This window comes from uncultured Clostridium sp. (assembly GCF_910588715.1).
Classification (GTDB): Bacteria; Bacillota; Clostridia; order Clostridiales; family Clostridiaceae; genus Clostridium.
In genome coordinates this window covers 288,305-307,044 of the sequence record NZ_CAJURG010000001.1, presented here as the reverse complement: position 1 = coordinate 307,044, position 18,740 = coordinate 288,305, and the positions used below count along the sequence as shown (strand labels likewise).

General features: G+C 24.2%; 19 protein-coding genes and 1 other annotated feature. Of the genes, 1 reads left to right on the top strand and 18 read right to left on the bottom strand.

All coding sequences use genetic code 11. The annotated features are described in order from the left end of the window. Window positions 1–22: 22 nt before the first annotated feature. Window positions 23–694: an orotate phosphoribosyltransferase gene (gene pyrE / locus QZ321_RS01540; RefSeq protein ID WP_291750152.1), complete on the bottom strand. Its 672-nt coding sequence runs from the start codon at window positions 692–694 to the stop codon at window positions 23–25. A gap of 157 nt (window positions 695–851) precedes the next feature. Here pyrE and QZ321_RS01535 point away from each other — a divergent pair, with 157 nt between their 5' ends. After that, window positions 852–1,808 carry a prolyl oligopeptidase family serine peptidase gene (locus QZ321_RS01535; RefSeq protein WP_291750148.1) on the top strand — a complete coding sequence of 319 codons (957 nt, stop codon included), beginning with the start codon at window positions 852–854 and terminating at the stop codon, window positions 1,806–1,808. Between the two features lie 69 nt (window positions 1,809–1,877). On the opposite strand, the gene QZ321_RS01530 is transcribed toward QZ321_RS01535, so the two are convergent. The 17 genes from QZ321_RS01530 to QZ321_RS01450 form a co-directional block, all read right to left on the bottom strand. Next, complete coding sequence (locus QZ321_RS01530) at window positions 1,878–2,798, bottom strand: LD-carboxypeptidase (protein ID WP_291750144.1); 921 nt, start codon at window positions 2,796–2,798, stop codon at window positions 1,878–1,880. A gap of 75 nt (window positions 2,799–2,873) precedes the next feature. Further along, the gene (locus QZ321_RS01525; protein ID WP_291743414.1) at window positions 2,874–3,821 is read right to left on the bottom strand and encodes a hypothetical protein; all 948 of its coding nucleotides are present in this window, start codon (window positions 3,819–3,821) and stop codon (window positions 2,874–2,876) included. A gap of 77 nt (window positions 3,822–3,898) precedes the next feature. After that, on the bottom strand, window positions 3,899–4,714 hold the full coding sequence (locus QZ321_RS01520) for a TerC/Alx family metal homeostasis membrane protein (RefSeq protein WP_291750142.1): 816 nt from the start codon (window positions 4,712–4,714) through the stop codon (window positions 3,899–3,901). 144 nt (window positions 4,715–4,858) lie between these two features. Further along, window positions 4,859–5,824 carry a DUF523 and DUF1722 domain-containing protein gene (locus QZ321_RS01515; protein ID WP_291750140.1) on the bottom strand — a complete coding sequence of 322 codons (966 nt, stop codon included), beginning with the start codon at window positions 5,822–5,824 and terminating at the stop codon, window positions 4,859–4,861. A gap of 126 nt (window positions 5,825–5,950) precedes the next feature. Further along, on the bottom strand, window positions 5,951–9,139 hold the full coding sequence (gene pulA, locus QZ321_RS01510; RefSeq protein WP_294196020.1) for a type I pullulanase: 3,189 nt from the start codon (window positions 9,137–9,139) through the stop codon (window positions 5,951–5,953). Window positions 9,140–9,318: 179 nt separating this feature from the next. Further along, entirely contained in the window at window positions 9,319–9,732 is a 414-nt protein-coding gene (locus QZ321_RS01505; protein WP_291748770.1) for a hypothetical protein, read from the bottom strand. Between the two features lie 88 nt (window positions 9,733–9,820). After that, on the bottom strand, window positions 9,821–10,372 hold the full coding sequence (locus tag QZ321_RS01500) for a tryptophan transporter (RefSeq protein ID WP_291748772.1): 552 nt from the start codon (window positions 10,370–10,372) through the stop codon (window positions 9,821–9,823). Window positions 10,373–10,490: 118 nt separating this feature from the next. Continuing rightward, window positions 10,491–10,745, bottom strand: a binding site (T-box leader). 57 nt (window positions 10,746–10,802) lie between these two features. Further along, window positions 10,803–11,147 carry a hypothetical protein gene (locus QZ321_RS01495; protein ID WP_291748774.1) on the bottom strand — a complete coding sequence of 115 codons (345 nt, stop codon included), beginning with the start codon at window positions 11,145–11,147 and terminating at the stop codon, window positions 10,803–10,805. Between the two features lie 80 nt (window positions 11,148–11,227). After that, entirely contained in the window at window positions 11,228–11,761 is a 534-nt protein-coding gene (gene idi / locus QZ321_RS01490) for an isopentenyl-diphosphate Delta-isomerase (protein WP_291748776.1), read from the bottom strand. A gap of 69 nt (window positions 11,762–11,830) precedes the next feature. Continuing rightward, window positions 11,831–12,181: a hypothetical protein gene (locus QZ321_RS01485; protein WP_291744365.1), complete on the bottom strand. Its 351-nt coding sequence runs from the start codon at window positions 12,179–12,181 to the stop codon at window positions 11,831–11,833. Window positions 12,182–12,232: 51 nt separating this feature from the next. Continuing rightward, window positions 12,233–13,009, bottom strand: a complete 777-nt coding sequence (locus tag QZ321_RS01480; RefSeq protein WP_291748779.1) for a tetratricopeptide repeat protein — start codon at window positions 13,007–13,009, stop codon at window positions 12,233–12,235. A gap of 27 nt (window positions 13,010–13,036) precedes the next feature. After that, window positions 13,037–13,918: a DMT family transporter gene (locus QZ321_RS01475; protein ID WP_291744369.1), complete on the bottom strand. Its 882-nt coding sequence runs from the start codon at window positions 13,916–13,918 to the stop codon at window positions 13,037–13,039. A 173-nt stretch (window positions 13,919–14,091) separates the two neighbouring features. After that, window positions 14,092–14,328 (bottom strand): DUF1292 domain-containing protein, encoded by a 237-nt coding sequence (locus QZ321_RS01470; RefSeq protein WP_291748783.1) that lies wholly within the window; start codon window positions 14,326–14,328, stop codon window positions 14,092–14,094. 159 nt (window positions 14,329–14,487) lie between these two features. Then, complete coding sequence (locus QZ321_RS01465; protein ID WP_291748786.1) at window positions 14,488–15,495, bottom strand: hypothetical protein; 1,008 nt, start codon at window positions 15,493–15,495, stop codon at window positions 14,488–14,490. Further along, complete coding sequence (locus tag QZ321_RS01460) at window positions 15,482–15,946, bottom strand: DUF523 domain-containing protein (RefSeq protein ID WP_291744296.1); 465 nt, start codon at window positions 15,944–15,946, stop codon at window positions 15,482–15,484. The genes QZ321_RS01465 and QZ321_RS01460 overlap by 14 nt, the downstream gene beginning before the upstream one ends. Before the next feature lie 77 nt (window positions 15,947–16,023). Next, window positions 16,024–18,381: an endonuclease MutS2 gene (locus QZ321_RS01455; RefSeq protein ID WP_291748789.1), complete on the bottom strand. Its 2,358-nt coding sequence runs from the start codon at window positions 18,379–18,381 to the stop codon at window positions 16,024–16,026. 20 nt (window positions 18,382–18,401) lie between these two features. Then, window positions 18,402–18,737, bottom strand: coding sequence for a hypothetical protein (locus QZ321_RS01450; RefSeq protein ID WP_291748792.1), 336 nt, complete (start codon window positions 18,735–18,737; stop codon window positions 18,402–18,404). Between the last annotated feature and the right edge of the window lie 3 nt (window positions 18,738–18,740).

Genomic DNA, 18,740 nt, shown 5'->3' with positions numbered 1-18,740 from the left:
ATTAAGGTAAGACTTATTTTTTTTAAACACCATACTTTTTATAGTATTCATTTATATTAGATTTTATCTTATCATCAATATATATTATTCCATCAATTTCTCTATTATATAAATACTCCACAACTTCAGCCATTGTAACTATTGAATAAGTTGTAATTCCAAAGGTATCTTTAATTTCAGCTTGTGCCGATTTTTCTCCTTTACCTTTTTCCATTCTATCAACTGATATAACTAATCCCGCAATTTCAACGTCACCTTGAGCTTTTAATATAGGTGCTGTTTCATAAATTGAAGTTCCTGCCGTCATAACATCTTCAACTATCACAACTCTTTTTTTATTATCTAATTTAGCTCCAAGTAAAATACCACCTTCTCCGTGATCTTTAACCTCTTTTCTATTAGAACAATATTCAACATTTGATTTGTATAATTTGTTCATTGATATAGCTGTAGTAACAGTTAATGGAATTCCTTTATATGCTGGACCGAATAATACATCTATATCTGAACTAATATGTTCATTAATAGTTTTAGCATAAAATTCACCTAATTTTTCAAGTTGTTCTCCTGTAGTATAGTTTCCTGTATTAATAAAAAAAGGTGTTTGACGTCCACTTTTAGTAACGAATTCTCCAAATCTTAAAACATTACTTTTTACCATAAACTCTATAAACTCTTGTTTGTATTTTTCCATAGAAAACAACTCCTTTAATATGTATATTTTTCTTAAATATTGTAACATTATTCGTTAAAAAAGCCAATAATATTTAAAATAATAAAATTATATTTTTGATTATCAAATTTTTAATTTGTCAATAATTCAAGTATAAATAAAATTTTAGGAGGTAAATATGAAAAGAAAAAAAGGAATATTATTTATTACTTCAATAAGTATAATAATAATTTTTATTATTTCATTTTGTCAAATTAAGCAATTTAAATTTTTATTTGAAATTATAAAACTAAGAAATAGTTTACCTACCATATCAAGTAACTTTTATAATGAACCAATTAAAGATGTTACATATAAAGATGTTGTGTATAAAACAAGAAATAATAAAGAAATTACTCTAGATATTTATAAAAATAAAGAAATAAATACACCATCACCTGTAATTATATATGTATTTGGAAACGGGTGGATGTATGGTGATAAAGTTATCCCCTCTGCTATAGAGCCAATTATTGATTTACTTAAAAATGAAGGTTATGCAGTAATAAGCACTTCATATGAATTAATGAATAATGAAATTATATTAAAAGATCAAATATCAGATGTTAAAGATACTATTAGATGGATATATAAGAATAAAGATAAATATAATTTTGATACAAATAATATAGGAATGATAGGACCTTCTGCTGGAGCTCACCTTTGTATGATGGCCGCTTTCTCGGATGATGATGAATTTATAGGAGATTATTCTTTAAAATCATATTCATCTAAAGTAAAATATATAGTTGATTTGTTTGGGCCATCTAAATTAAGTGAAATAAACTTATCAATTGCCCCAAAAAATATAACTGATAATCTTACAAATGATAGTATAGAAAGTTTATCTAAAGAATTTAGTCCTATCGAGTATATAACAAGCAAATTACCAGACACCCTTATTATACATAGTTTAAAGGATGATATTATTCCATATGAAAGCTCTTTAAAATTATATGAAGCTTCCATAAAATATAATAATAATTTTGAATTATATACTTTACAAAATTGTACACATACTTTGAAAAATTTATCAGAAACAGAAGCTTTAAACTTATATATGAAGATAGTTGATTTTATATTAAAACAAAGATAATAAAAAATTTAAAATAACTTATAAAATTAAAATAAACAAGAGTAATATAACTCTTGTTTATTTTAATTTTTACTTGCCAATTATATTAATTTTTTTATTATTTGCATCAATTAGAATTTTAGCTCCTAAAGGTAAAGTTAATGTAGGCATACAATGTCCACAAACTAAATTACTAATGATAGGTTTATTTAGAGGTAAAAGAATTTCATTAAAAACTTCTTTTAAAGATAAGCTTTTTTTATTATCTTTAGCTTCACAATTATTAAAAGATCCTAAAATTATTCCATTAGCATCTTTAAATTTTCTTGCTTGTTTTAATTGAGTAAACATTCTATCAATTTTATAAGGAGGTTCATCTATTTCTTCTATAAATAATATTTTATTTTTTGTATCTATTTCATAATCCGTTCCTAAAGAGGAACAAATTAAAGATAAATTTCCACCAATAAGTTTTCCAGAAGTTATGCCTGTATTAATAACTTCAAGATTAATTCCTTCAGGATTTAAAATTTCTTCATTATTGTAATAATTAAAAATAAATTTTTTATAATAATTATTACTGTAATCATCTAATCCCTTTATTAGCTCACTTGCTATCATCGGTCCATGATAGGTGATAAGATTGCTTTTTTGATTTATAGCAATATGAAGAGCTGTAATATCGCTATATCCAATAAAAATTTTAGGATTTTTTTTTATTAATTTAAAATCTATAAAATTTAACAATCTAGCACATCCATAACCACCACGTAATGCAAAAATACCTTTTATGCTTTTATCTGCAAACATAAGATTTACATCTTTTGCTCTTATTTCATCAGTGCCTGATAAAAATCCATATTCTGAAGTACAGCTTTCTCCTACTTTTACATCTAAGCCCAAAGAACTTAAAGAATCTATACATTTATTAATTAAATTTATATCAATTGGACTTGCAGGAGCTATTATTCCTACTTTATCTCCTATCTGTAATGGTTTAGGTTTTATCATTTTTCTCATTCCTTTATAAATATAATATATTAAAATATATTATATTTAACTTATAATTAGTAATTTTATATAATTTCAAATTAACATACTAATAGGAATTAAAAGTAATGATTCTCCTGGAACTTTAAATCTAGGTTTTTCAGGTAAATGTAATCCAGACATTTCTATATTTTCCATAAGAGGCGAACAACATTCTAAAAAGTTTTCATAGAAATTAGCTTGACCAGACTTTCTTAATAAATGAATTGCCTCATTATTACTACACTTTCTAATAACCTTACCAATTATGGTACATGGACAATCAGCACTATCATAAATATTAGCATAAGTACTAATAAAATTATTATTATTAACTGTTAATACAACATCTTTATTTCCACATTTTACAATCATATCTTGACTATTATTATTAGTTAAAAGTGAGTGTAAATAATTAATTTGTTTATACATAGTGTCATAGTTTACAAATGAACTATTAGTACTTTTTAATGTTTGACAATAAGAATTAAGATTATCTGTTCCAATACAAGATAATAAATTAGATAAGCTGTCAATATAAGATACTATAGATTCATTTGATATTTTTCCGCTTAATTTAACATAATCACCTGGATTTATATTATAACTAGAATAACTATTACCATCAAATTCTTTAATTAAATTAGATTGACTTAAGCCTTTAATTAATTGCTGATGTATTTCAAATGTTGTATATATCCTAGTTAGCTCTTCTTCACGTCTAACAAATCTTCTGCCTTCTAATGATTGATTATCTCTATTTACAGTTGTTATAGTATCAGCTTCAGTAAAATTTTTACCCTTATATCCATCACGTTCATCTCTTACACATCTATCTTCACCATAATGTTGGTTACTACCTTCGGTTCCTGTCTTTGCATTTAAGGTTCTATCTTCTATAAATTTAGAGGTTCTTTTTTCAATATATCCATCTATAACTAACGAATTTAAATTCTTAGTTAATGCCTCATCAAGATAAATAAGTAAGTCTAGCGCATCACTCAAAAGGTATTACCTCCCTATAGAGTTTTATATAATACAGTTTATTGTTTTTTCAATTTATAATATTCTAAATATTATAATTAATTACTTAGTATTAATGAAAATAAAATACTACTTAATAAAATAATAGCAATAATTAATAAAGAAATTAAAGTTGAAATATTAATACCAAAGAATGCTATAAATAATTTTATTCCTGTAAACATTAAAATAAATGCTACTCCATATTTTATATAACTAAACATACTGTTTAATTTTGCAAGTAAAAAATAAAGGCTTCTTAACCCTAAAATCGCAAATATATTAGAAGTATAAACTATATACGGATTAGTAGTAATTGAAAAAATTGCTGGAATAGAATCTAATGCAAATATTATATCTGAACTTTCAATCAAAACTAAAATTAACAATAAAGGAGTGGCGTATAATATGCCATTAATTCTAACAAAAAACTTTTCATGATGTAATTCATCAGTAACTGGAATTAAACGTCTCATAATATTTAAAATTTTACTTTTAGAAAAGTCGGCCTCTTCTTCCTTATTTAATAATATCTTTAATCCACTACATATTAAAAATAATCCAAATATATATAAAACCCAGTGAAATTTATTAACTATAGTTACACCTAAAAAAATAAATATAAATCTTAATATTATAGCTCCTATAATTCCATAAGTAAGAACTCTTTTTTGATATTGAATCGTAATATTAAAAGATGTAAATATAATTAGAAATAAAAATAAATTATCAACACTTAAACTTAATTCAATTATGTATCCTCCTAGAAATTCAAGCCCATAACTTTCACCAAAAATAAAATAAATAAATAAGTTAACTATAAATGCAAGGCTTGCCCACATTATAAAGTTTCTTAATGCACTTTTTGCTCTCAAAATATATCTCCTTATATAAAATTAATTCACAGAATATTTATATGATTTGATATATAAATTTATTTATCAAATTAAAATTTCAGCATAAATTATGCTGAAATTTTAATAAAGACTTTTAAAAATTAAATTATAATTATTTTTTTGTTAATGAATTAATTTACCTGAATCATTAACAAGAACTAAATCTTCAGGATATGGGATAAAAAATGTCTGATCAACTAAATGGTTAAGATCAAATCTAATAATATAGCTCTTAACTAGATAAAGAGGTACAGAAAATGGTACATATCCATTTTTATATTTATCTATTGTACTCCAAATAAATTGCATTTCATCAGCTGTTATTCTATCACTAAATTGATCTAATGATTTCAATAAAACATTAATATTAGAAGTGTATCTAGGTGCTTTTTCTAACAACCTATAAAGATAAAATTCATATTCTTTAAATAATGATTCTAAATTATCTATTTTATCTTTATAAATAAATTCATCAAGTATTTTAGAATACTTTTGACTATAAGATAAAAACAATAAAGTATTTCTTAAATGAAATTTTTTGAGTTCTTCAAAATCAAGTTTATATTTAGCATTTCTAAAATCACATAAAATAAAAATTCTAACTAAAAAATGCTCACGTATTTTAAAATTTGTTAATCTTCCATCATCTTCTATAGGTATATTAGGAAAATGATTTAAAATAGCTTCAGCAAAAAGACTCTTTTCATGTCTTATAGCTCTCCCTCTTTCTAAAGTTTTATATACTTTAGCATCTTTAACTCCACAAGAAGGCGATTTGCATTTCAATATAAAACCATCAACAATACTTAACTTATTTAAAAACTCCTCAGAAAAATTTCTCATATCTTCTGTTATAATTTTATTATCTTTAGATTGAATAAGTTCCTTTCTATCATTTATTTCAACTATTCTTGTAGATTCCCTTGGAATAGTCAAGCCGCATTCTACTTCAGGACAAACAGGTATAACTTCAACATATTTACTTAGCTTTTCTATAAATTCATTTTGTTCAATACTTCCATTATATCTACAATTATCAAATCCTAAACATTTACTTATAACTATAACTGGTTTATTAGTATTCAACATGCTTATCTATCCTTTCTACTGCTTGTATAATTATTTTTTGTTTAATCTGTGTTATTTATTCAAAATAAAATACACTACAAAATATCAAAATATAAGATAAGATATTTTGTAGTGTTTTATATAAAATTATTTATTATATAAAATTATAGTTGAATAAGATTTTAGTTTTGGAATATTATTACACTCAACTTTTCCTAGTGCATTTAATCCAGCTAACTTATGATTTGCAATTACATGCCAATAACCTGTTTTAGAATTAGGTACATAAAAATTAACATCATAATTATCAATATTTGTAGCATTATAAACAACCATAATTTCACCCTTACTATATTCATTTAAGTCAATATGATTAATAATAACACCACTATTTTCATTATTATTAATAAATGTAACTTTAACTTTATTTCTTATGATATCACTATCATTTATTCTAAAATAAGATAATTTTTTTCTTATATCTATTAATCCTTTAACATAATTATATACTTCTATAAACTTAAATTTATCACTCCATTTAATAGAATTTACTTCATCACTACTTTTGTAACTGTTATGATCCCCTTGTTTTGTCTTTAAAAATTCACATCCATATTGAAGAAATGGAATTCCTTGAGCTGTAAATAATATTGATAACCCAAGTAGATATTGTTTTACAAAAGTATTATCTAATGTATTAATATCTATAATTTTTCTATAAGAGCCGTTTGATATAATAGTATTTTGACTTTTTTCTATTTGATCCCAAAGGGTATAATTATCATGTGCATCTAAATAGTTTATGCTCTCACTTGGGTTAGATGTTAATGTATAAATAGACCCCTTTAAACCTTCAACAATATTCCAGCTAAAAGTATTATTATGCTGATTACCATTTATAAATCCATTTGATGGAGTATTATCTCCTCTAATTGCATTTCTAAAATTATCATTAAATATTGAAAAATTTTCATTTCGCTGGGTCCCTTTAGATGTTCCATTAATTAAAGGTGAATTACCACCTCTCCAAGGCTCACCATAAATTAAAAAATTCTCATCAATTTTACGCGATTTACGGACTATTTCCTTAATAGTATTTATATCTATTAATTCCATTAAGTCAAATCTAATTCCATCAATTTTATAATTTCTTATCCAATGCATACATGAATCAACTATAAATTTTCTTACCATAGGTCTTTCTGTTGCAAGTTCATTTCCACAGCCTGATCCATTAGTAAATCTTCCTAAAGAATCAGTTCTAAAATAATAACCGGGAACAATATTATCCATATTAATAGTATTCATCATATGATTATAAACCATATCCATTACAACTCTTATTCCGTTTAAATGAAATTTCATAATCATTTCTCTTAACTCTATAATTCTTGTTATAGGGTTATATGGATTTGTAGAATAGCTACCTTCTGGAACATTAAAGTTTTTAGGATCATATCCCCAATTTCTGTTATTAGAACTTGGAAATCTTTCATCTACAGAACCAAAGTCAAAAACTGGCATTAAGTGAACATGGGTTATTCCAAGTTCTACTAAATGATCTAATCCAGTTTTAACACTTTTTTTACTATTAATATCTTTATATATTGTATTTTCTTGTACTGCCCCTAAATAAGTTCCTTTTAAATTATCATTTATACCTGAAGTTTCATCTATTGTAAAATCTCTTATATGCATTTCATAAATAATAGAATCTTCCTTTCTTTTTAAATCAGGTATTTTATGATTGGTAAAATCATAAGGTTTGATATTTTTGCCGTTTATGTCTATAATGTATCCCTTATCCCCATTTACACAAACAGAAGTTGCATAAGGATCAATTGCATAAGTAATTTTATCATATAAATTTCCAGTAGTATCAATATCCTTAAAATAAATTCTATATAAATAATACATTTCATTTATATCTTCTTTATCTATAATAGCTGTATATACTCCCGTTTTATGATCATATATCATATCATATTTTACCGACGGCTCCTCTTCATTTATATACCAGTCCTTATACAATAATAATTCTACTTTATAACTTGTAGGAGACCAAAGTTTTAATGAAATTTTATCATCTAAATAAACTACTCCTAAATCGTCTTTTGAATAATAAAATTTATCTAAAAAACATCTAAATAATACTTTAAAAGGTTTATATTCATTAGAAGCTGAAACAAAAAGTAAGTCATTAGCTTTTATATGCTTAGGAATATTAGTTATAATAACTTCTTTTCCCTTTATTATTGAAGATATACCTTCAACTTTTTCACCATTTAAATATAATTCAAAATCAACTCCTAATAATGGCTCACTTGAAAGATATATTTTTACTTTGTTACATTCATCCATAACAGCAAATCTTATATTAGTTTGTGTTGCTATTATAGCAGATTTAAGAGAAGTATATCTTCTTGAGTCACCATATATTATATATATATCTTTATAATTCCCCTTTAAATCATAGGTATTAGTTTGCTCTGCCCAGTAGTTTATCCAATTATTACCCCAATGCTTTTTTCTAATAATTAAATAATCATCTGTTATATATGAAGCAAAGCCATAATCAGTATTAAAATTAAAATTTATTTCTTCACCATTGGAATTTTCACCAAATGTCCAACAATTCCATATATAATCATGTCCTTGATAGTTACTATCTTCTAAATAAAAATGCACAAATGTTCCACTATATTTATTATTATCAACGATTATTTTCTTTTTAGCAGTTAAATTTCTACCAATAACTTCACCACAAACAATGATTTCAGTTCCTTCTTTTACACTATCATCTACTATTAAATATCTATCTTTTATTTTTACACCTTGAATTTCACTTTGCAATGACCATCTCATTTCAGGTAGAGATATTCTTCCATATAAACCACTACAAACACCAATTAATTCAACAGGCCTTTTATAAGTAACTATGTTATTTGAAGAATATATTTTTATAGAATCAGTAATTTTTTCCCAAGTAAAACTAAAGCTATTTTTTTCACTACCTTCTGAATCTATCCATACTTCATTTCCATTGCAATCAATTAATATATATTTATATCTGTATTTTCCAGGTTTAAGACCGTTAGAAAATTTTACTTCTTTAATCATTTTAAGTATGCCATCAGTTGTATCTACTTGCCAATTCAATTTATACTTTTCTGACTTTTCCCAACCGTTAAAATCTCCTACAACATAACCAAAAAGATAACCATCATATTTTGCTGTAAATCTTATTGTATTAGATAGATAACATAAGTTTAATGAGTAAGTTCCTTTTCCATTATTATTTATTTCAATTTTTTCAATATAATCCGTACTTTTCATATAAACACCCCACCATATAATTCTAGACTAAAATTTAATAAGAAATACATTAAATAAGTAAAATTTTAATTATAGACTAAAATAATTGTAATATTTTTTATGTTAATTTTGAATAGAAATAAATAAAAACAAGATAAAATATTTTATCTTGTTTTTATTTAAAATTATATGCATTATATTCATTCAACTTGAGTTAGTAATCTTTTCATCACATCTTTAAGTTTATTATATCCTAAATCCTCATTAGCCATCACAAAAACAGCTTTTATATCATTATCAGAAGGATCCCATTTATATGATTTAAAATCTATTATAGAATCTTCGGGTAAGTATTCCTCTAATTCAAATCCTAGTTCTTCTGTAGATGCCATATATTCATTAAACAAGGAATCCTCATCTAACTCATTAATATTAATGCTTTCATCTATTTCCCTATTTAAAATATCAATATCTACACTTAAATTAAATGCTACTATATCTTCTCTTTTAGATCCCTTACTCATATCCTTTATAACTTTAAATTCTGTATTTTCTTCAATAATATCTTTAATATCTTTACTATCTATAACTCTATTTCCAAATGCTATATACATAACTTTTTTCCTCCTAAGTTTATTTATTTTTCATAAAAATCTTATTTATAATTTAACAAATAAAAAAATAAATATCAATAAATATATTTTATATTTTTATTATTCTTTTAAAAGATATATTTACAACTTGATAAAGAATAAACCCTCCTATTGTATTTATTAAAATAGCTGGAATTACAACAGTTATAAAAAGCGTTAAAAAGTTAGCTGGCAATCCAACAATATATTGTGCTGATAATAAAAACGTTGTTCCACTTATAAGTGTTCCTAGTGGAAAGGTTATTATTACCAGTATCTTTTCCTTTATAAACTGACTAATATTTAAACTACTTAATAATTTATTTAGTAATAATAAAGCAATGTACATCATATTTGCTGTAATAACTTTATCTATAATGTTAGGGAGTTGCCCTCCTGGAAACTTAGTTGTTAAAGCTGTAAATATTCCAGTAATTATAGCTGAAATTATAGATATTTTATAGTCATTATTATTAATTATAATTATTATAAATAGCATTGCTAATGCAAAATCTGGCTGCATAGGTAATCCTAAAGCTGGGGTTAACTGATGTAATATAGCACCTATAGCTAACAGAAGCGAATTAATAATCATTTTTTTAACATTTAAATTTGTTTTCATTTTTATTCCCCCTAAAAATAAATATTTATTATTAAAAACCTTTAAGTTAACTTTTCTTCATACCATATTAATCACCCCTACTTCTTATAATATTGAAAATAAAAAAACTCCGTCCTAAAAATAGGACGGAGTTTTGATTCCGCGGTACCACCTAATTTATGAAAAATAAATAATAAATTTCATCACTTAAAATCCAAGTATTTAATATACTTGTCCTATGTAACGTATAAGTTGCGGTTTCGGATACTAAGAAATCTTTTCCCCTAACTTCTCCAAGGTCCATTCATATAAATTCTTCTTGTTAAGATCTCACCATCCTTAACTCTCTTTAATGAAGCTAATAAATATTACTATTCCTTTTCTAAGAATTTAAATCTATTATTAAATTTTATAATATAATAATATACAAAAACTTTAAAAATGATACTACTTATTTTTTTATATTATTTATTGAAATGTTTGATGTTTGTGGAAACAAATTTTCATAAAAATTATCAAATCCATCATCTGATAATTTTACCTCTTCTTTATCATCTACATAAAACTTATTCATAGTACTAATTATTAAATCAAATTTTTTTATATTATTTTCTTCAAGTAATACTGTATAAAGATATGCTAAATGATCCTGCATATAAATTTGAATTGTTCTTATTTCTTCTTCAGATATTTTTCCTTCTTTGTACAAATTTTTAATAGGACCATTTTTAAATATAAAATAAGAAGAAGCTTTTGCTATATTAGATATATATTCTTGAGGTTTTTTATTATTCATTTTTATTTTCCTTTCATTTGTAAAATATTATATAAAATATTTTATAGTACTATTAATATACTTACAATAGCATATATTAATTAATTTAATGAATTTAACGCTTTTTCAATTTCTATTACATGATTTTTAATTATATATTTAAACCAATAAGTATAATTTTGAGGATTATTTTTCAAATCATATTTTATTTCATTTAATGATACCCACTTATAATCTTCAACTTCTAAAGGATTTACAAAAACTTCTCCAGAATATCTTCCCAAATACACATGATCAAATTCATGCTCTATAAGGTTATTATCAAAAGTAATATTATAAATAAAAGAAAATATCTCTGTTAACTTACAACAAACTCCCATTTCTTCTTTCAAGCGTCTTTTAGCTGCATTATCTGTATTTTCATTTTTATTAGGATGTGTGCAACAAGTGTTTGTCCAAAGACTTGGCGAATGATATTTTCCTTTATATCTTTTTTGTAGAAGTAATTCATTTTTAGAATTAAAAATAAATACAGATACTGCTCTATGAAGTACACCTTTTATATGGGCATCCATTTTTTCAATATATCCAACTTCAGTATCATTTTTATCAACACAAATTATAATTTCTTTCATTTAATCATCTCCTTAATTTATACAAAATAAGCGTCGATATTACTATACGACGCTTATTTTAAAAAACAATTATCTTCTTTTAAGTATCTTATATAAACCTATAAATCCTATTAAAGCTCCTACTCCTGCCATAATTGCAACCTTAGAATCTACGCATTTAATTTTGTTAATTAATGATTCATTACCACTTTCTTCACATGAACATTCACAATCATCATAATCATCATCTAAATAATTAATACTATCATCATAATCAATATCGCAATTATTATCAGAAGTATAGAAGTTAATTAATTCTTCTTCACATTCACAAGTATCAGAATCCTTATAATAATACCTTTGAGTAATAGCAGGAACTTTAATTCTTTTTGTAGCATTATCTAAGTTTTTACTTAAATTTATTCCTATACGTTGGTACATAAGTATCACCTCAAAGTTAGTATAATCACTTTCTTTAAAGTTAATTCAAAATTATAATTTTTCTATTTCACTAATTTCTTTTATATAAGTTTCATTTTTATTATCTGCATCATGAGCTATATATAAATAAGTTAAAGCATCATCATATTGTTTTAATTCTTTATAGCACATTGCAATACCAAAATAAACATCAATTGTAGCTTCGTTTAAATCTATTGCATGTTCATAATTTATTAGAGCTTCATTATAATTTTCAATGCTAAAATAATATTCTGCTAAACCAATATAAGCATTTCCTAAACTTTCATCAAGCTTCAATGCTTCATTAAAGTATTTTAATGATTTACTTTTTTCATTTAAATATTTTAGTTTAATCCATCCTAAATTAGTTAAAATATATGCAGTGTCATTATCATTTAATACATTAGCTTTTAATACATTTTCACCTAATATAATTGCTTCTTTATAATTCTTTAAATTAATATTAATATCAATTAAGTAAGCTATAACAAAAAAACTATTAGGATTTTCTATTGCTAAATCTTCAAATATAGCTTTACTTTCTTTAAAGTTATTTAAATAAAATAAAGATTCTCCAAGCAAACTTTTTGTATATATTGAATTAGTACAGTTATTATCTAATCCCTTTTTTAATACATTTATAGCTTCATTAAATTCATCTAACGACATATAACAATCTGCAATATAAGCATAAAAATCAGCATTATTACTTTCATTTAATGCATTTATTGAAAATTCTAGAGCTAATTTAACATCTTCATTCATTAAATCATTATACTTTTTTAAAAAGCACTTATCTAAATTCATCATATCACCTCTTTAGTTTAAAACCAATTATTTATTTTCTGTTTTATCTAATCTTTTATTATATATAAACATATATAATGATACAATAAATATAATTATATATCCAATTATACTTAAATAATCTGGAATAACACCAAATAAAATTATACTTATTAATGCTGAAAATATTATATTGCTATAATCAAATATAGATATTTCTTTTGCTTTAGCGTATTTATATGCAAGAGTAATCCCAAACTGGCCAATACTAGCAAATACACCTGCTAATATTAAATAAATTAACTGAGATAATGTCATTTCTTTGTATACCATTATCATAAATGGAAGTATTACTATAGTGGAAAAGAATGAAAAATAAAATACAATAGTATAATACTTTTCCTTTCCACCTAAACTTCTTAAACAAGTATAAGCAGCTGCTGCAAATATAGCACCTAATATTCCAATCAAGTATGGAATAATTTCTAAATTAAATTGTGGTTTAATTATAAATAGAGCTCCTATAAAAGCTATAATAATAGCTAGTCCTTGTTTTAAATTTATTTTTTCTTTCAAGAAAATAGCACTAAATATTATTACAAAAAATGGACTTAATTTATTTAGCATATTAGCATCAGATAATACTAATTTATCTATTGCATAAAAGTTAAAAACTATTCCCAATGTTCCAAATAATGACCTTAAAATTAAAATCTTCTGATTTTTTAATTTTCCAAAGAAACTTTCTTTATTAATGACTACTAATACAAATGCAATTATGCAAGATGTTATGTTTCTAAAAAATGTTTTTTGAAAAGATGGCAAATCGCCTGAAAGTTTAACAAATGCAGACATCATAGCAAATCCAAATGCAGATATTATTATAAATAAAACTCCCTTTGTTCTATTACTCGATATTATATTTTTCATATATCCTCCTAAAAATTTTGTTTTTTTATAGATTATCATAAATAATAAATATCATCTATATATAATAAATATTTTTTAAAATTAATAAATAAAAAAAGATCTATAAATATAGATCCTTTTATTTTATCGTGAACTACCTATATTATAATATAAGATAATTTTTCACACTTTGATTAAAACTTTATATTAGATACTTGTCTAACCATATTTAACTCTTTTTCAGATTCAACCTGAATTAATGTTTCATTCCATTTATCATCAAAGGCTATTTTAAATATTTCTACATCATCTTTACTATGTATAGGAGCCATAGCTACATACTCAGTATTATTAATTAATTTTTGTTCTAATATAGAATATTCAACTTTATTTCCTGAATCATCTGTAAATTTCATTGTTTTTTCTAACATTTTAATCTCTCCTTATAAATATTACTAATAATATTATTATAAAAAGAAGAGGAAATTATAATGTAAATTTTAAAAAATGATTCAAGAAGATTTGTACTATGATAGTAAAATTATTATTTATATTTAAAGTTAATAAGTTTATATATTATTTTAAATATATTACCCTAAAATATCACTTAAATATTTTCTAAGTTCCATATCTAATGAGTTATCTCTTAGATACATTAATTTACTATTTATTTCTTCATCATTATTATGCAAAGAATAAAAACTTAAAGCAGCTTTTAATCTTAAATCTTCAGATACTGTAGATAAGTCAAATTCTCCATTTTCACCTTTTAAAATTAAAGATAGCTCTAACACTTCATCACTAAGTGCAATAGCCTTTAAAAATATTAATTGTTCTATTGTAAATGTACCTACATTATTTATTATACTTAATGTAACATCATAAGCTGATTCAATATTATTATCATAAATGTACTTTTTAAAATATATTTCTAGTGTTTTTAAAACTTTAGGATTATTTTTTACTTGTGATAAAAACCCTAATGTTGAAATTATATTTTCTTGAGTAAAGTTTTCCATTATATAAATAATAGAATCTATAATTTTTTCTTCCTCTATTCCTTTTGCAGCCATTTTACATAATAAATTTACAGCCTTTATATTGCTATTAGATTTATCATTAGCAATTTTTAATAATTCATCAACACTATTTTCATTAAAAGAATATAATATAGTTAATACGGCATTTTTTACAGCATTAGGCCAAGCACCTAATCCGTTATATCTCCCTTTTAAAGCATTAGGCTTTGAAATGCCGCCATATAAAAATTCTGTCAAAGGTAGAATATTTTCAACTCCTATTACCTTTGCTGCTTCTTTCGCATATATTTCCATCGAATCAAAGTTTTGAGACTTATCAACTACTTTTAATATTTCCCTAGTTATTAAAGACTTTAACTCTTCAGGTGTAAGCTCTTTCTTATTATGAAACTCTTCTACATTATCTAATATAAAATTATAATTAAAATTATCTGATTCAGTAATTGTGTTAGCTATATTATTAACTTCTTCTTTTATTTCTTTTATTTCTAATTCTTCTTCAAAATCAATATCATCTTCAATTTCTTTTTTTCTTTTAAAAAAATCAAATATCCCCATTCATTTTACCTCCTAAATCTAATTCACTTATTATATCTATAGATGATTCTTTTAATAACTGTGCTGTTATACCTATTCCATTTATTTTTTTTCCACTAAAACTACCATCATATATATAATTTACACCACAAGATGGACTACCATCTTTTAATATGGCTTTTGTTATATTTAATTTCTGAGCAATTTTTAATGTTTCTTGTGCACCTTTTAAAAAATTTAGTGTTACATCTACTCCATCTTTATTAATTACCTTTCTATGATGATCTATTATATTTAAAGATTTATCAATAATTTCACTTGGTATTCTAGGAGTAGATAATCCCCCTAATTGTTCAGGACAAACCAAAATAGCATTTCCAGAAATAAATAAATTATTACATATTTCATTATAATTATTTAATCCATTGTATTTACAATTTACTCCACATAAACATGCACTTATTAAATACATAAAACCCCTCCTTGGTATGCTTTAATTATAGCATACTAAAGAGGGGTTTCAAATGAATTTCATTCATTATTTTAACTCTATTTTAATTCTACAATTGTTACACCATCACCACCTTCACCATATACACCTAATCTATATGACTTTACATGTGGATGCCTTTTTAACATATCATTAATAGCTTTTCTTAAAATCCCCGTTCCTTTTCCATGAACTATAGTAACTTCACCTAAATTTCCTAAATATGCTTCATCTAAATATTTATCAGTTCTATAACAGGCTTCCTCCGAATCCATTCCTCTTAAATCTATTCTATTATCAACAGATTTCGTATTTAATTTAACTTCTCTTTTCTTTTTTTCCTTTTTCTTTGGTTCATTTGGAACCTTTCTTAAATCCTTTAATTTGACGCTAATTTTCATTATGCCTGCTTCTACTTGTACATCACCTTTATTATCAGGAAGTGATACAATTATTACTCTTTGATTTAAAGATGGTAAGAATGCTTCCATGCCAAGAGTAACTTTATCGATAGCTTCGCCAGAATTTTCTCTAGATTTTATCATAGCTTTTTCTTTTTCTTCAAGACTAATTTTAAGCTTTCTTCTCTCTTCCTCAAGTCTATTTCTGCCACCTTCAGCTATTCCCATTTTTTCAAGCTCTCTCATTGCTTTAACTATTTCATCAGCCTCATCTTTAGCGTTAGAAATTATTTTCTTAGCTTCCTGACGTGCTTCATCATAAACCTTATCTCTAACCATATCTAATTTTTTTAATTTTTCATTATATTTCTTTTTAATTAATTCAGCTTCATCTTTAATTCTTTTAGCTTCTCTTGCATCACGATTAGCTAGTATACTTTTTTCTTGAAGATCCCTAATTAAATCCTCAAACTGCAAGTTTTCTTCTGAAATAAATTCTTTAGCTTTTATTATAACATTATCACCTAATCCAAGTCTTTTTGATATTTCAAATGCATTAGATTTTCCAGGAATGCCTATTAATAATCTATATGTAGGTCTTAATGTTTCTATATCAAACTCAACAGATGCATTTTCAACACCCTCTGTTTTTAAAGCATATCCCTTTAATTCACTATAATGTGTTGTGGCTATAATTCTACATCCTCGTTCATTTAAATTTTCAATAATTGCTACAGCTAATGCAGCTCCTTCAGTTGGATCAGTTCCTGAACCTAGCTCATCAAAAAGTATTAAAGAATCGGAAGAAGCAGAATTTAAAATACTAACTATATTAGTCATATGAGATGAAAAGGTTGATAATGACTGCTCTATACTTTGTTCATCACCTATATCTGCAAAAACTTCTTTAAAGAATCCTATTGCTGAACCATCTTTTGCTGGTATTAATAAACCACTTAACGCCATTAAGTGTAACAATCCAACTGTTTTTAATGTTACCGTTTTACCACCAGTATTTGGTCCTGTAATCATAAGTGTAGTAAATTTTTTTCCTAAATAGATATCGGATGGAACAACTATTTTTGGATCAATCAAAGGATGTTTTCCACCTAAAATTTCAAAACTTCTATCATTTCTAACACATGGTTTTATTGCATTTAATGAAGAAGCATATTTTCCTTTTGCAAATATAAAATCTAATTCTCTTAATATATTAGAATTACTTCTTAAAACATCAACATTATCATGAACCTTTATGGAAAGATCACTTAATATTCTTTCTATTTCAGCTTTTTCTTTAAGCATTAATTCTTTAATTTCATTATTTAAATTAACTAAGCTAATTGGTTCAATAAAAAGTGTTGCTCCTGTAGAACTTTGATCATGCACAAGGCCTGGAACTGCACCTTTATATTCAGATTTAACAGGAATTACATATCTATCTCCTCTCATTGTATAAATAGAATCCTGTAAATATTTAGAATTAGATCTAACAATAGAATTAATTTTTTCTCTAATAGATGAATTTTTTTCTTTTAAACTTCTTCTTATATTATATAAAGCTCCACTTGCCTTATCACTTATTTCATCATCTGAAATAATAGCTGTTTCAATTTCATTTTCAAGATTTTTAATTGGAGTTAATATATATGCTAAATCCTCAAGATGCTTATAACCTACCTCCTCATCTTTTCTAGAAATATACTCTTTAAATCTTCTAGAACATCTAAGCATTGATCCAATTTTAAGTAGTTGAGATGGGTTTAATGTTCCTCCTTTTACAGCTCTTTCAATTTCTTCTTTTGTTTCATGTAAACCTTCAAACGGTGGAGCTCCTTTTTTTATTAATATATCTAAAGCTTCATTAGTTTCCTCTAATTTATGTTCAACTTCATAAATTGAATTATATGGAGAAAGAGAGTCTATTAATTCCTTTCCTCCGCTAGTTATAGCATATTTTCTAAGTTTATTTTTTACTTTGTCAAATTCTAAAATTCTTAAAGCTCTGTCATTCATAAGTTTCTCCTATATAAACTCTATTTTTTTATATCATTTAATAACTTTTTATTATTAATTACTAATAATATTGTTATAACAATACATGTTAGCAAAATTAATATATTAATCATATTTTCATAATAATGAATTTTACCAATAAAAGAAGAAATCAAAATTAACATTTCACAAACAATAACAGCAAGTAAAATAATACTTGTTTTCCAATTAAATTTTATTTTTGCTGTTATATTGATTTTTTCATTATAAGATAAGCCCTTAAACCAATCTGTCTTTAATATAGCTGAAGACTTTTTCATTTGAAAAATACCAAATAAAAACACAAAAATTAATAATACTATGTTTAGTATTTTCATTTA